Annotated in this window: 9 protein-coding genes; 5 read left to right on the top strand and 4 right to left on the bottom strand. The window is 43.7% G+C overall.

Going from position 1 to position 14716, the window contains the following annotated elements; all coding sequences use genetic code 11:
- Position 1 precedes the first annotated feature (1 nt).
- From HMPREF9007_RS11140 to HMPREF9007_RS11160, 5 genes are all read left to right on the top strand, one after another.
- On the top strand, positions 2-1540 hold the full coding sequence (locus HMPREF9007_RS11140) for a YifB family Mg chelatase-like AAA ATPase (protein ID WP_008761917.1): 1539 nt from the start codon (positions 2-4) through the stop codon (positions 1538-1540).
- 89 nt (positions 1541-1629) lie between these two features.
- Positions 1630-3264, top strand: coding sequence for a hypothetical protein (locus tag HMPREF9007_RS11145; RefSeq protein ID WP_032850440.1), 1635 nt, complete (start codon positions 1630-1632; stop codon positions 3262-3264).
- A gap of 198 nt (positions 3265-3462) precedes the next feature.
- Complete coding sequence (locus HMPREF9007_RS11150; protein WP_008761915.1) at positions 3463-4671, top strand: 6-bladed beta-propeller; 1209 nt, start codon at positions 3463-3465, stop codon at positions 4669-4671.
- A 329-nt stretch (positions 4672-5000) separates the two neighbouring features.
- Positions 5001-6014, top strand: a complete 1014-nt coding sequence (locus HMPREF9007_RS11155) for an aldose epimerase family protein (RefSeq protein WP_008761914.1) — start codon at positions 5001-5003, stop codon at positions 6012-6014.
- A gap of 126 nt (positions 6015-6140) precedes the next feature.
- Positions 6141-7694: a HAMP domain-containing sensor histidine kinase gene (locus HMPREF9007_RS11160; protein ID WP_008761913.1), complete on the top strand. Its 1554-nt coding sequence runs from the start codon at positions 6141-6143 to the stop codon at positions 7692-7694.
- A gap of 492 nt (positions 7695-8186) precedes the next feature.
- Here HMPREF9007_RS11160 and HMPREF9007_RS11165 read toward each other — a convergent pair whose 3' ends face one another.
- From HMPREF9007_RS11165 to HMPREF9007_RS11180, 4 genes are all read right to left on the bottom strand, one after another.
- Entirely contained in the window at positions 8187-9173 is a 987-nt protein-coding gene (locus HMPREF9007_RS11165) for a glycoside hydrolase family 43 protein (protein ID WP_022471948.1), read from the bottom strand.
- Between the two features lie 170 nt (positions 9174-9343).
- Positions 9344-11152 carry a sugar-binding domain-containing protein gene (locus HMPREF9007_RS11170; protein ID WP_032850484.1) on the bottom strand — a complete coding sequence of 603 codons (1809 nt, stop codon included), beginning with the start codon at positions 11150-11152 and terminating at the stop codon, positions 9344-9346.
- A gap of 46 nt (positions 11153-11198) precedes the next feature.
- Positions 11199-13232: a hypothetical protein gene (locus HMPREF9007_RS11175; RefSeq protein WP_008761910.1), complete on the bottom strand. Its 2034-nt coding sequence runs from the start codon at positions 13230-13232 to the stop codon at positions 11199-11201.
- Between the two features lie 380 nt (positions 13233-13612).
- Positions 13613-14716: a glycoside hydrolase family 88 protein gene (locus HMPREF9007_RS11180; protein ID WP_008761909.1), complete on the bottom strand. Its 1104-nt coding sequence runs from the start codon at positions 14714-14716 to the stop codon at positions 13613-13615.

Genomic DNA, 14716 nt, shown 5'->3' with positions numbered 1-14716 from the left:
CGTGCTAATTAAAGTTTTCGGAGCGGCTGTTCAAGGGATTGATGCAACACTCATCACAATCGAAGTCAACAGCTCACGTGGCTGTATGTTCTATCTCGTCGGTCTTCCGGATTCCGCAGTGAAGGAAAGTCACCAACGTATTATCTCCGCACTGCAAGTCAATGGCTATAAAATGCCGACCAGTAACCTGGTTGTAAATATGGCACCGGCCGATATCCGCAAAGAAGGCTCGGCTTATGATTTGCCTCTTGCCATCGGCTTGCTGGGTGCCAGCGAAACCATATCTTCCGAAAAGTTATCCCGCTATCTGATGATGGGAGAACTTAGTCTTGACGGGAGCATTCAGCCTATCAAAGGAGCACTGCCTATTGCTATCAAAGCCCGTGAAGAAAACTTTGAGGGACTCATTATTCCTCAACAGAATGCGCGGGAAGCAGCAGTTGTCAATCAACTGAAGGTATATGGCGTCAGTAATATCAAAGAAGTTATCCAGTTCTTCAATGGTGAGCGGGAGCTGGAACAGACCGTTGTCAACACGCGGGAAGAGTTTTATCAACAGCAAACAGCCTTTGACCTGGACTTTGCAGACGTAAAAGGACAGGAGAATGTGAAAAGGGCGTTGGAAGTTGCTGCCGCCGGAGGACATAATCTCATCATGATCGGCGCTCCCGGCAGTGGTAAATCAATGATGGCTAAACGGTTACCTTCCATCCTTCCTCCCCTCTCCCTGGGTGAAAGCCTGGAAACGACCAAAATACATTCCGTTGCAGGAAAACTAAACCGGGGCTCTTCACTGATTTCCCAACGGCCATTCCGTGATCCCCATCATACGATATCGCAAGTTGCAATGGTGGGAGGCGGAAGTTTTCCCCAACCGGGAGAAATAAGCCTGGCGCATAACGGAGTTTTATTTTTGGACGAATTACCCGAATTCAACAGAGGGGTATTAGAAGTCCTGCGCCAGCCACTGGAAGACCGGCAGATTACCATCTCCCGCATAAAGAGCACAATCAGTTATCCCGCCAATCTGATGCTCATTGCATCCATGAATCCATGCCCTTGCGGATACTATAATCATCCGACCAAGGCATGTGTATGCAGTCCTGGTCAGGTACAAAAGTATCTGAACAAGATATCCGGTCCGTTGCTGGACCGTATTGATATTCAGATAGAGATTGTTCCTGTTCCGTTCGACAAGATATCCGATCAGCGACAGGGAGAAGCAAGCAGTGTTATTCGGAACAGAGTCATTCAGGCACGCCGTATACAGGAACAGCGCTATGCCGATCATCCCGGTATCTACTGCAATGCACAGATGAGCAGCAAGTTATTATCCATTTACGCTCGGCCGGATGACAAAGGACTTTCCCTGCTGCGAAATGCAATGGAACGCCTCAATCTTTCCGCACGCGCATACGACCGTATATTAAAGGTGGCACGTACCATTGCCGACCTTGAGGGTGCGGAACTGATACAGCCCTCCCATTTGGCTGAAGCCATCAGTTATCGCAATCTAGACAGAGAAAACTGGGCGGGATAAAAGCGCTTGACAGTAAATCAATAAAATACCATAAAGAAAAAGTCTTTGTCTCATATAAAATACTATTTTCGCAAGATAGAATCTAGTATATGAATAAACACGACAACCCATATTACCCCCTATTTCTACTCATCGGATGGCTTATCATGCTGAGTAGTTGTCAACCTGCCCCATCTCATCTTCTGGAAAAAGCGATGCAGATGGAGAATGTATCAACCGACAGTATCTTTTTCTACCTGCAACAAATAGAAGAACCCGACAAATTACCTCTCAATGATCAGGGAGATTATTACCTGTTGCTCTACAAGGCAACTCTGTGGAAAACAGGAACACCTGATGATTCATTATTGCAGATCGCCATCCGGCAATATAAACAAAACGAGCAGCAAACCCAGTATGTACGGGCACGCATTGAGCAAAGCGCCTCCTATTTATATCGTAATCTGCCCGATTCCACATTACTGATGAGCGAACAAATCCTGAAAAGATACCAGCTAAATGATACGCTAAAAACAAGGCTGTACGGGCTACGAAGGGCAGCATACAGCAGAAAGCAGGATTATCCGCAGGCATTGGTGATGGCAGACAGCAGCAGACAACTGGCTCTTAAGATGAAAGATACACTTTTCTATTTTTCTACCAGCCAGCTATATCTGCAAATTATAAACAAAATGCAAGATCATGACAGATACACCCAAAGCTATCTGCAGCTAATGAAAGAACTTATGGATTCGCCCAAATACCAGTCTTTGAATTATTATGCGCTGGAAAGTCTGTTGAACACCAGTCTGCAAAGAAAGGATTTCCGGCAAGCAGTCATATATCTTCAACAATTATCGAGCCAACGCCGCGGAAGAAATGAAGTACCACACTATCTGCTGCTATGCGGAAGAACCCATGCCGCCTTGAATCAGATTGACTCCGCCCAATATTACTATCGGCAAGCCGCAATCTCATCTTCCAGCTTTATTGCCATGGAAGCCAATGCACGCTTATTCAATCTGATCAACGAAAAAGAATATCCGGAACAAGTCTTTTATACCAAGCAGAAGGAAAGCACGATAAGGGACAATATACTAAACAATATCAGTACAGGGATACGGGAAAGAGAATTCAACCAACTCAAATTACAGAATGAATTATACCAGCTGCATCTGCAACAGCAGCAAAGGGAACTATGGATGCTGGGAATCGTTACAGCTCTGCTGAGTATCGGATTCATCGCATTTTTCTTTTATCAGAGAGAGAAAAAGAAGCGACTGCTGCGGGAAAACCAGTTACTGTACAAAGAAGCCGAAGTAAGTGGACTACGGGAGAAAGAAATCCGGCTAAGGAATAAAGAGACTGAACTCCGTGAAGCGCTTTTCCGGAGAATGCCATTCTTCCATAAGTTGCCCTCACTCCATGCCAACAACAATCAGGACGAACCGGGCACCAGTCACAAGATAGTAGTGACAGATGCAGAATGGGCAGAAGTCACTTCAGTAGTGAACGATGCGTTCGACAATTTTGTCGTTCGGTTACGACAGGCTTATCCGCAGTTGGGAGATAAAGAAATCGGCTTCTGCTGCCTCGTCAAAATCAATGTCAACATACAGGATTTATCTGATATCTATTGTGTGAGCAAAGCTGCCATTACCAAACGGAAATATCGGATAAAGACTGATAAGCTGGGAATTACTGATGAGAATATAAGTTTAGACAGTTTTCTCAAAGTTTTTTAGCTGTCGCCCCAGGGTAGTTGAAGTCTTTGTCCGCCTGAAAACAAACGCATATATACATTATATTATTAATAATCAATAACATACATCTAGTCACATCGTACCTTTTTGTCCGCCTGTTTTTTTGTTTTTCTACTCACTTCGGTCTACTTTTGCCTCAGTGATAATCAGAAAAACAGTACTAACCAAATACAGAACCGTATGAAGAACAGAATTATTATTTTAAGTTTATGTGCTAGTTGTCTACTTGCAATTGTTGCTTTTGTATACAACAGTGAAACAAAGACCGACCCGCTGGCACTCTCCCCTATTGTAGCAAAACGAGTCACGACACCTACCGGCACATTGGTCTCATGTAATTTAAAGGCTTTGAAAGACACAGTAGACATTCCACTCAGCTATTTGACAGAAGAACTTCAAGTTGTCAAACTAGACAACCGGGACGAAGCACTAGTAGGAGGCTGGATACGCACCACAGTGGGAGAAAAATACATCCTGGTGAGCAATAACAAACAGACTCCCTACAAACTTTTTACCCGCGACGGCAAATTCATCACCACTATCGGTGCCTACGGACAAGGGCCCAACGAATATGGAAACACATACGCCGACCAGTTGGACGAAGCCCACAACCGTATCTACATACTACCCTGGCAGAGTGACAAGTTGCTCGTATTCGATTTACAAGGCAATCCTCAGCCTCCCATTCCTTTATGTATGCGCGTGCCCAAAGGCAAATTCAGAGTAGATACGGAAAAGTCGGAAGTCACTCTGACAACTCTGCCTTTCGAAGGCTGGCCGGCTGTCGTGTGGACACAAGATTTCAAAGGTAAACGCAAGAACTTTATCGCACCGGGACATCTGACCGTTCCGCGCGACTTTAGCAACGAAGTATTTATGGATAATAATACTAATGATTACGGCGTTATGTTAATGGTGATCATGCCTGCCCCACGAACGGACAGTCTGTACCACTATAACGCAGCCCAAAATCGACTCGAAGCCAGATTCACCGTGGAATATCCGAACAAGGAGAAAATCCCCTGGCACGGCTATTCCGAATACCCACGTCACTTTATCGGAGACGTTTCCGTGCCGATACAAGTATCAGAAAACACTTGGAGCGGCAGTAAGCCTGCCAAGTATATCATAGATAAGAAAACACTGCATGGCAGCTACTTCCGCCTGTACAATGATTTCCTGGGAACGAAAAAGATGCAGATATGGCCCTCATTCGGCCATGGTTATTATGTTGCCAACATGGAACCTGCCCAGCTAAAAGAAACACTGGAAAAAGAAATAACCCGGAAAGATATTCCGGCAGAGGCAAAGAAACGTGCACAAACATTGATAAATTCACTGGATGAAGAAGGCAACAACGTCATTCTACTCGCTAAAATGAAGAAATAACTATCAGAAAGCCAGAGGGTGTTTCAAAAGTCAATAGTAACTAAAATGGAGTTGTCTATAATTTACTATGAATGAAAGAATTGCGTATTCACCTACCACCTCCCCCTGCGGGTACTCCTCCTTCCCGAAGGAGGAGATTTAAGATACTACCGATTTTTAACACACCTTCCGGCATTCCGTTGAGAGAGCACATCCCCATTTCCTTTCGATAGAAAAACACAGACACAATTCTTATAATTGTCCATCTTTAAACTGATTTTCTCTATTTTCTGATTCTTTGATTTTGCTTTCCTTTGCAAAGCAAAAGATTCATATAAAATAAGCAGATTATGCAGTTTACAATTACACATTGGGGATGTACTCCATCGGGAGATTCCATCTATCTGTTCCGGTTGACCAATGCTACCGGAGCCTCCATCGAGCTTACAAACCTGGGAGCCACCTGGGTTTCGGCCAATATGCCGAACCGATACGACGTCTTTGAAAACATTCTGCTGGGATATGACCATGCAGAAGGATATCTCAAAGACACCTATTATATGGGAGCCACTGTCGGCCGGTTTGCCAACCGCATTCATCAGGCATCCTTTTCTATCGAAGGCACTACCTATCTGCTGGAGAAAAACGACGGAGAGAACACCAATCACGGCGGACTATCCGGCTTTCACAAGAAGATATGGCAATGGAAACGGACAGATTCCGGCATCCGTTTCCTTCTCCACTCTCCGGACATGGAAGGAGGATATCCGGGAAATGTACAGGCGGAAGTGGAATATCAATTCACGGAAACCAACGAACTGACAATCAGCTATCACGGAACCACAGACCGCCCTACTTATCTGAATCTCACCAATCATGCTTACTTCAACCTGTCCGGCGACAAACGAAAAATAACGGAGCATGAGCTCATGATACCTGCTGCACGAATATTAGAGACAACCTCACAATTTATTCCTACCGGACAGGCACAGGATGTCAAAGACAGTCCGTTTGATTTCAGCACCAGTCGCAGCATCGGAGCACATCTTTACGACGATAACGAGCAGTTGCACTGGAACAAGGGATACAATCATTGCTATATCCTGAAAGAAGAGTCGTCCGACACGTTATTGACAGCCGCCGTATTATCCGACCCTTTCTCCGGCAGAAGGCTGACTGTCAGGACTGACTTACCCGGTGTCTTATTATATACCGCCGGCTATCTCGCTCCCACACCGGATATCGGTGTATGTCTGGAGACACAATACTTTCCGGATACCCCTTCGCATCCGCATTTTCCGTCCTGCCTGCTCATGCCGGGGGAAGAGTATCGCCACAGAACTATTTATACATTCGACAAATGATTTTTTAAGTATTCTACATATTGTTCCCGCTTAGCTTCGTATAAACAGCGATATTTTTTTTACTGGCTATATCTTTTTTATTCATATATTTGTTTTACATTTGTAGTAAATAATAAAAGCAATAGTATGAAAACGTCCATTGTAACTCTTTTAATCACATTTTGTTTTTATCTGTCAGTTTATGCACAAGCACCTCAGGATAAAGCCACAGAACTAAAAGAACAGGCTTTAAGCAGCCTGAAGCAGAAAGATTACATCAAAGCCCGTTACCTGTTTAAGAAAGCGTATGAAGCATTTGCCGTGCGAGAGAACTATCCACAAGCTATAGAATGTGGTATTCAAGCCAATGCTCTATATGTCAGAGAAAACTTCTACAAAGAAGGTTTCGAATTATGCCGTAATATGGAACAACTCATCTGGACAGGCGAACAGAAGCAAAACAAAGTCTTTTATGACTTACGCTTTCCCATCAGCAAGGAACGGTTGCAGATGTACATTTCACTGAAGAATCCTGCACAGGCAAAAAACCAGCTGGACAAATTGGAAGAGATTGCCAGTCTCGCCAAAAATGATTCTTTAATGGAAGTGCTGCTCTATACGAAAGCCAACTATTACTATACTTTCAATCAGAATACACAAGGAGACGCCTGTTTCCGCAAACTCATCAGCCAATACAAGGAAAAGAAGGACTACGATAAAGTGAGCGACTGCTACAAGACTCTTATCGGCATCGCCCGCAAAGCCAACAATGCCCCGTTGATGGAACGTACGTACGAAAGCTATATTGTATGGACCGACTCTGTAAAAGCCCTGACTGCCCAGGATGAGCTGAATGTCCTGAAACGAAAATATGACGAAAGCCTCCAGACCATACAGGACAAAGACAGCACACTATCCGCCAAGCAATACATCATCATAGGACTTTGTACGCTTGTAGCTATCCTTGTAGCCACAATCATTGTACTTGCCATCTTACTGCTGAAATTTATCACCGGCAACCGCAAACTCAAAAAGAGCGTGGTCATAGCCAATGAGCACAACGAGCTGAAAACAAAGTTCATCCGGAATATATCCTCACAAATGGAGCCGACTCTGAACACTTTAGGGACTTCCGCCAAAGAGCTTTCCGCCCAAGCACCAAGGTATGCAGAGCAGATGCAGGCACAAGTAGCAGCCTTAAAGCAATTCAGCGACAATATTCAAGAGCTTTCCTCTTTGGAGAACTCACTGACCGAACCTTATGAAATGGGAGAAGTCAATGCGGGTACTTTCTGCGAAAGCGTCATGGAGAAGGCTAAAGAATTTATGAAGCCGGACGTCACCCCTTCTGTAAACGCCCCCAAACTCCAAGTAAAAACGAATAAAGAACAGCTGGAACGTATCCTGCTCTACTTGCTGAAAAATGCCGCTTTCTATACGGAGCAAGGACGTATCAGCCTCGACTTCAAGAAACGTGGCGCGCACACCCATCAGTTCATCATAACCGATACGGGAACAGGTATCCCGGCAGAACAACAGGAAAATCTCTTCAAACCTTTCACCCAGGTCAAAGACCTGACTACAGGTGATGGCTTGGGATTACCTATCTGCTCACTCATCGCCACCAAAATGAATGGCAGTCTGACATTGGACACAAGCTACACCAAGGGATGCCGGTTTATACTGGAACTTCACGCATAAATAACATAAGGTATTCAAGAGCTTTGTATAGTTAGATTACCCGCAATCATTGTCAACTATAATTATCGTAATTAGCTATAATCGGAGAACGCACATTCTAACTATACAAAAATAGTAACAGAGTACTGCATAAACGGCAACCGGGTTTATAATAAATACTGTGATCGTTTATTATAAACGTCCCCCTCGTTTATTATAAACTTTAAAATAGAAATTTGTAGAATCTGGATTGAATTTATAATACAAAAAAGGCTGCAAACCTCATAAAGTTTGCAGCCTTTTCCTATATCGGAGTATCCTATCCTCTGTTATACGTCAGAGAGATAAGTACTATTTGTTACTATATTATACCACCGTAGAGGATGATCACACACTAATTTTCTCATTTTATTATATCGTTCTTATATTATTCAGTTCAGGTTTGGAACTACAAATATACAACAATAAAAAGCGTTTGTCAAGTACCTGCTGCATTTTCAAGTATTCAAGCGATTATTTCATGACTCTCGGTTCAATGACCTCTCCGCTAATAGAAACCACTCCCTGATCTGAGATAGCGAAATCCTTGAAATAGGAAGTACGCGGATGTATTTTCTCTTTGCTCCAGTGGGCATGGAAAATGTATTTCCAGCTGCCATCTTTGCATTGAAAAGGCGCGCCATGCCCCGTACCGACCAATCCCATGCCCTCAACTCCTTGCAGAAGCGGATTCTTGCTATACTTAATCCATGGTCCCATTGGTGACTTGGAAGTGGCATAGCCCACTCCATAGCCCTTATTCTGATAATGGTTGGCAGAATAGATCAGATAATATGTTCCATTCTTCTTGAGGACTGAAGGTCCTTCTGCTACTTTAGCCTGCAAAAGTTCCCACGGTGCTTCCGCTTTCACACATTGAGATAATGTCTCCGTTTTAATCTTCATCAAATCATCGGTCATCCGAGCTACCCAAATAACATTTCCATCGGTAAAACGCACAAAATAAAGATAGGGAGTACCATCGTCATCTATAAAGAGGGAAGTATCAATGCTTTTCTCCTCCCAAACAGGTTGTTTCACTTCCTGCCGGAACGGGCCTACAGGGGAGTCGGAAGTAGCCACACAGATATGCTCTTCTACCGAATAGAACATATAAAATTTCTTTTTCGATTCGATATAGTAAACCTCTGGTGCCCAAAAGCCCCACTTCCCGTATGAATCGGCTGCCGACAACGCTTGTCCCTCCCGTTTCCAGTTCTTCAAATCGTCCGAAGAAAAACAGGCGAAACCTTCACCTTTCGTTGTGCCACCGGTACCATAGGCATAATACTTGTTATTATAAAGCATCACATACGGATCAGCAATAGGCAGACGATCTGACTCAACACTCACTTTTTTCTCCGGAGCATTGTTTCCTTCTTTCTCCATTGCACCACTTTTTCCGTTGCAAACCAACAGGATGCAAAGAAGCAAAAGAGCGTTCATCCCTTTCTTTATCATAGACAGACTTTTTAAGTTTATAATTGCAGACAAAGTTACTTATTTTTTCGGGCAAAACAGTTATGTTCTGCACCTTAACCATCAATAATGACACAGGGCGGGCTAAAAAGATTTTTTTTAGTCCACCCCATACCAACAATCAGATAAATATCATGAGTAAATGGAACCTGTTATTTCAGAGCATCACAGATCTCCTTATTCATCTTCCTCAATGTTTTCTCATCCAGCTTGATAACCTTACGGTCATAAGTCAATAATCCGTTTACTTCTACTTCCACATCTGTAGTCTGAGTATAGACAGCAGCCGAGAATCCACGGGGAATCAGTTCTTTCAATACATTGGCATATTCCATATATTTATCGGTTGCCTCCTTAGAAGTATTAAACTGAACATATCCCCAGTTACGATCCGGTTCCCATAGATGCTCTTTCAATACCAGACCGATACCACCATATTCTCCGAGCACTGTAGCACGCTGGGCGTCATACAGAAACATTTCCGGCCCCGGATAATGGTGCAAGTCAAGCATATCACCACAAGTATAATGATTACCACCACTGGCAGGATTCACCAGGCGTGAAGGGTCATATTGTTTGGTCCATTCTGCAATTTCAGGAGTCTTGAACTGTCCCCAGGCTTCATTAAACGGTACCCATGTACCAATACAAGGATAAGAATAAAGACAATCGATGATTTCTTTCCATTCTTTTCGATAGGTTGCTTCTGATTCTGTGGAACGTTTCTTCTCCGTTCCTGTAAAATACTCGCGCATCTGCCATTCCGGATTCTTATCTCCGCTCGGCATATCTTGCCATACAATAATCCCCAGACGGTCGCAATGCGTATACCAACGAGCCGGTTCCACCTTGATATGTTTACGGATCATGTTATAACCAAAGTCTTTTGTCTTTTGAATATCATATACCAATGCCTCATCACAAGGAGCCGTATACAGCCCATCGGGCCACCAGCCTTGATCTAAAGGACCGAACTGGAACTGGTCCTTATTATTCAACTGCAAGCGCACAATGCCGTTCTTGTCTCTCTTGGTAGAGAATTTACGCATGGCAGCATAACTCTTGACCTTATCCACCAGCTTATTGCCTTCGAACAGGCTGATCTCCAGATCATACAAAGAAGGGGACTCCGGTGACCATAACTTCACATCAGCCGGCATGGCTATTTCAACAGGAATACCATTAATGGAAACTCCTTTAGCCACCAGTTCCTTTCCATCGAACACCTTCACTTCTATTTTGTCCGATAGCTTCTTCTCATCAGTAGCAACTTCTACTGTCAGTTTATTCAGATCGATATCAGGAGTTATTTTGATGTTCGTGATAGACTGTGCAGGCACAGGTTCCAGCCATACTGTCTGCCATATTCCACTAACCGGCGTATACCAGATACCGGAGGGCTTATTCACTTGTTTTCCTCTAGGCTGAGTACCATTATCCGTCGGGTCCCAAACCTTTACTACCAGTTCATTCTCTCCATTCTTCAAGGCAGGAGTGATATCGAATGAGAAAGGAGTAAAGCCACCAGTATGCTGTCCTATTTTAATTTGATTTACCCAAATATCTGTTTTCCAGTCAACAGCTCCAAAATGCAGCAATACACGTTCGCCTTTCCATTTTGACGGCACAGAGAATTTGCGTTGGTACCACAAGTCATTCTCCTTTCCGAGTCTTTTTCCTACACCGGACAAGCTGGATTCTATCGCAAAAGGAACCAGGATCTGTCCCTCATATTTTTGAGGAGCCGCCTGCCCTACCGGAGTTATGGCGTAATTCCACAACCCATTCAGGTTCACCCAGTTCGGACGTTCCATAATCGGACGGGGATACTCGGGCAACACATTCTCAACGTCTATTTTGGTAGCCCATTCTGTTTTAATCCGTTCTCCTGCCGGTTTCCACTGAGCAGGCAGATACGAACAATTAAAAAACACGACTAATAAGATAATAAATTGTTTCATCATGATATAATTTAAAAGGTTTCTGCAGGACACAACCTGTACTGTTTTATTTCTTCAGGAAAGTCTCCGCACGTCCGGGAGTATAAAGTTCCCATAAGGAAGCAACCGTCCAGCCGGGAGCAAAAATATCGTTGTAATATCCTTTTCCATTCTTTCCATAATCCCAGTTGGTGTGCTGAACCACTTCAGGATAATAACCGACCTTAGCAATGCCGCACATATGGCCCTCATGAGGCAGCAACTGACGCATGGAAGTCGAGATCACCTCTGCAAAATCAGACAAGCGGTTCTCTTTGTATTCTTTGGACAACCAACGAAGCACGTCAGCAAATTCAAAAACAAATACATCGATATGATTATTTTCCACTGACACATTTCCCCAACCGCGGGTTTTCATGCCAATGTCTCCCAACATCTGTCCCGGAGCAAACGGAACATCCCACAGATAATACCATGACAGGGCAAAGTAGGCGGCCTTCTTTGTCAGGTCAGCATAATGCTTATGTTCTTCGCCTTTCGTAATCAGTGAAAGATAGTATGTAGCAGTGGCTGCATACAGCGATGCTTCTTTGTCCTCGCAGTTCGCATCAAGTGTAGAAGAGAAATAGTCTGCTTTGGAGATCAGTTCTTTCTCAAGATATTCAGCTGTCTTTCTGGCGCTGGCAAGATAGCGTTTGTCCTTGAAGTATTTATATCCCAGCACTAGTGGCAATGTTGCTGAAGGAGTACTACCTCCGCTCTTATCCACAATCGTAAAGTCATCACGGAATTTTCTGGGGAAACTGCCGTCAGCGTTCTGAAGTTTCAGGAACATTTCAAACATCTGTTTGACCCGCTGTTCCCACTCCGGGTACTTGCGTCCCTGTTTCTTTTCGTATGCCAGAAAATGAAGTATCGCATAAATTCCTTCAGATTGACGTCGAATACTATGTACCGGTTCTTCAAACCCACGGTTTAAATTAACAAATTCCTTAAAGAAACCCGCCGGTGTAAATCCATTCTTCAGATAACTGTCAAAGATCTTAAGACTATTTTCCTTCAGTTCTTCACGATTGGTTTCCCAGCCATATTCCCAAGCATTGAACGAGTTCAAGAGCACACGTCCCACGAAACCAATTTCCGCTTCACCGTTACTCTTACAGTCATCTGTTCGCAGACCGACGCCCGAATTATAGGTCAACTCCGGCTTGCTTACCAAGCTATTCACAAAGTAATTGCTGAGCGTCTGCTTCATATCAGAAATGGAGTAAGGAGTGTCAACCGGTTTCGGAGCATAAGTATCATAAGAATATTCCCAGGCATGACGTACAAAATCGGAGAAGTCATCCGCACTGTTTTCCGAAATTTCCCAAGTTAACATGATGTTTTCCCCTTTCTTCAGCAGTTGGAAAGCTTTTACTTTAGGAGCCAATGTCAGTTTACGGATATAACTTCTGGGAGCTTCTTCATAGGGGAAACCGAAAGAAAGCGCAGCCACTCCATTCTGATTTTCAAAACCTGTAAAACCCAAGGATGTTTTTCCGGAAAGAATCACTTCACCTTCCTTATGTGTAGTCAAAGCGTCGGTCGTAAACTTATCCAGTCGGTTTACTGTCATATATCGCTTGTCCTTCTCATTATAGATTCCCGTCAATGGAGCACTCAATCTATCCTCACGGACTACCCAACTATCAGATGTATGGAATGAAGGAGCTTCTTTGGGCGAGCGCAGATTACGGCGATACCAAAATCCGGGCATGTAAAACAAGCAATCGTCGTGACGGAAACCGGTAGACACATTCTGTCCATAGTTAAAGTACACATCCTCCAGAGCTGTAATACACATGTCAATATGTAGACGCCCATTAGCTTCCTTGACCTTTTGAGAAATCGTCAGCGGAATATTTTCAGAGGCTACTAACTGATAGGCAGAATTATCATTCTGCGTTCTCTTTAAAATTAAAGGGTACTGCTTAGCCTTATTTCCGGGCACTTTCAAAGAAATATGTGCATTGACCTGTTCCGGTGTATAATTAACGGCCCAGGCAGACCCGGTCAATAGCCCGATAGCTATTCCACAAAGCAAGAATTTTAAGTTCATACAGCTCATCATAATTATATGAATCAGCACTAATCCTGATTCTGTTAATACTTTATTTAGATATATTTCCCAAGCCATTACCGGCTCTTATCAACGAGGACAAAATTAGCGAAGATCACCTTATCTCAGTAAAACAAATTGAGCAATTAGTAAAAGAATTCGTTCTAAATGAATGTAGAATGAGTAAAATAGTACCAAAACAGAACATATTACGTCCTTTTTGCCTGTTCATCGAGTGCCGATATCTGAAGATCCAGTCTCATGCAACCGTATCCGTTATGATAAAAGCATCCGCAGCTTCCCTCTCTCAAAAGGGAAACTACGGACTATGATTCTCCTTGATTTATGCGGCAATAAAACAAGAATAAGGAAATACTCTGTTATTTTTCCAGAAGAGCGACAGTACACCAAAGAACGGGACCTTGTCCATGATAATCACCAGTACGACGAGGACGATCATAATAGTACTGCAGATCATTCTTTTTATTGGTTCCGACACAAACTTCTCTTACCTGGTTCTTTTCATTAACGTATGGAACCAAAGCCAACCAAGCTTTCCGGGCAGCAGGTGCATACTCTTCCGCATCCAGCCAGCCATTCTTCACGCCCATAATGAATGCGAAAGTAAACATTGCCGATCCGGATGACTCTGTCCAGCAATCAGACTTGTCAATCAACTGATTCCACAAGCCATCTGCATTCTGATACTCCTTCAGGCTTTTCATCATTTTCTGATAGCCTTCCAAGATACGGGCACGGTCTTTGTGCTTCTTTGGCAAACAACGGAGCAGCTCCGACATACCTGCCGCCATCCATCCGTTCCCACGTCCCCAATAGAAAGGAACATCCGGTGCATGATAGAAAAGACCATTCGGGCGTTGCAGTTCATCCAGGTACATCACCATTTCTTTCGCCGCCCGATCAATATATTTACGGTCCTTCGTCACTTTATACGCATGAGTCTGCACAATCGTAATCATGTACATGTCATCAATCCACAAACGTGTCTGCCAGGAATACCCTTTTTCAGCCCATTCCTTTTCTTTAGGCTTTGCATTTGCGGGAACTTCCCACTGAGAGTCGGCATAAGGCAGTCCAAGATACAGGTATTTCTTATCCTTTGTCACTCGGTACATATCCAGTGGAAGGCTACCGAACATATTCAAATCCACATGATTCATAATCGGCTGCAGCGCCTTCTCTGATGTAAACAAAGGGGCAAACTTATCTTCCAGAAGCTTTATCAACTCTTTATCTTTTGTTACCGCAGCATATTTCAGCGCGCCATTCCAGTAGAATGTTTCCGGATATCCAATCCATTTACCGGCATGAAGTGCGTGCTTCTCGCCTACAAAGCGGTATGCCAAACGCTTACCGACCTCTTCGGGAGTGTATCCTTCCGGGAAGTCCGTCAGCAATTTAGTCTGAGCTGATAATAGTTGAAAAGGCAACAAGAGCAATAATAAAAGTAGTTTTTTACACAT

Source organism: Bacteroides sp. 1_1_14, from assembly GCF_000162515.1.
In the GTDB taxonomy this organism is placed as follows: Bacteria; Bacteroidota; Bacteroidia; order Bacteroidales; family Bacteroidaceae; genus Bacteroides; species Bacteroides thetaiotaomicron.
This window is presented reverse-complemented; position numbering and strand designations above follow the sequence as displayed.

Excerpts from the sequence above, each read along its gene's own strand:
- HMPREF9007_RS11175 (WP_008761910.1), bottom strand. The coding sequence starts at position 13,232 with ATGAACTTAAAATTCTTGCTTTGTGGAATAGCTATCGGGCTATTGACC.
- HMPREF9007_RS11150 (WP_008761915.1), top strand. The coding sequence starts at position 3,463 with ATGAAGAACAGAATTATTATTTTAAGTTTATGTGCTAGTTGTCTACTT.
- HMPREF9007_RS11160 (WP_008761913.1), top strand. The coding sequence starts at position 6,141 with ATGAAAACGTCCATTGTAACTCTTTTAATCACATTTTGTTTTTATCTG.
- HMPREF9007_RS11165 (WP_022471948.1), bottom strand. The coding sequence starts at position 9,173 with ATGATAAAGAAAGGGATGAACGCTCTTTTGCTTCTTTGCATCCTGTTG.
- HMPREF9007_RS11155 (WP_008761914.1), top strand. The coding sequence starts at position 5,001 with ATGCAGTTTACAATTACACATTGGGGATGTACTCCATCGGGAGATTCC.
- HMPREF9007_RS11170 (WP_032850484.1), bottom strand. The coding sequence starts at position 11,152 with ATGAAACAATTTATTATCTTATTAGTCGTGTTTTTTAATTGTTCGTAT.
- HMPREF9007_RS11145 (WP_032850440.1), top strand. The coding sequence starts at position 1,630 with ATGAATAAACACGACAACCCATATTACCCCCTATTTCTACTCATCGGA.
- HMPREF9007_RS11180 (WP_008761909.1), bottom strand. The coding sequence starts at position 14,716 with ATGTGTAAAAAACTACTTTTATTATTGCTCTTGTTGCCTTTTCAACTA.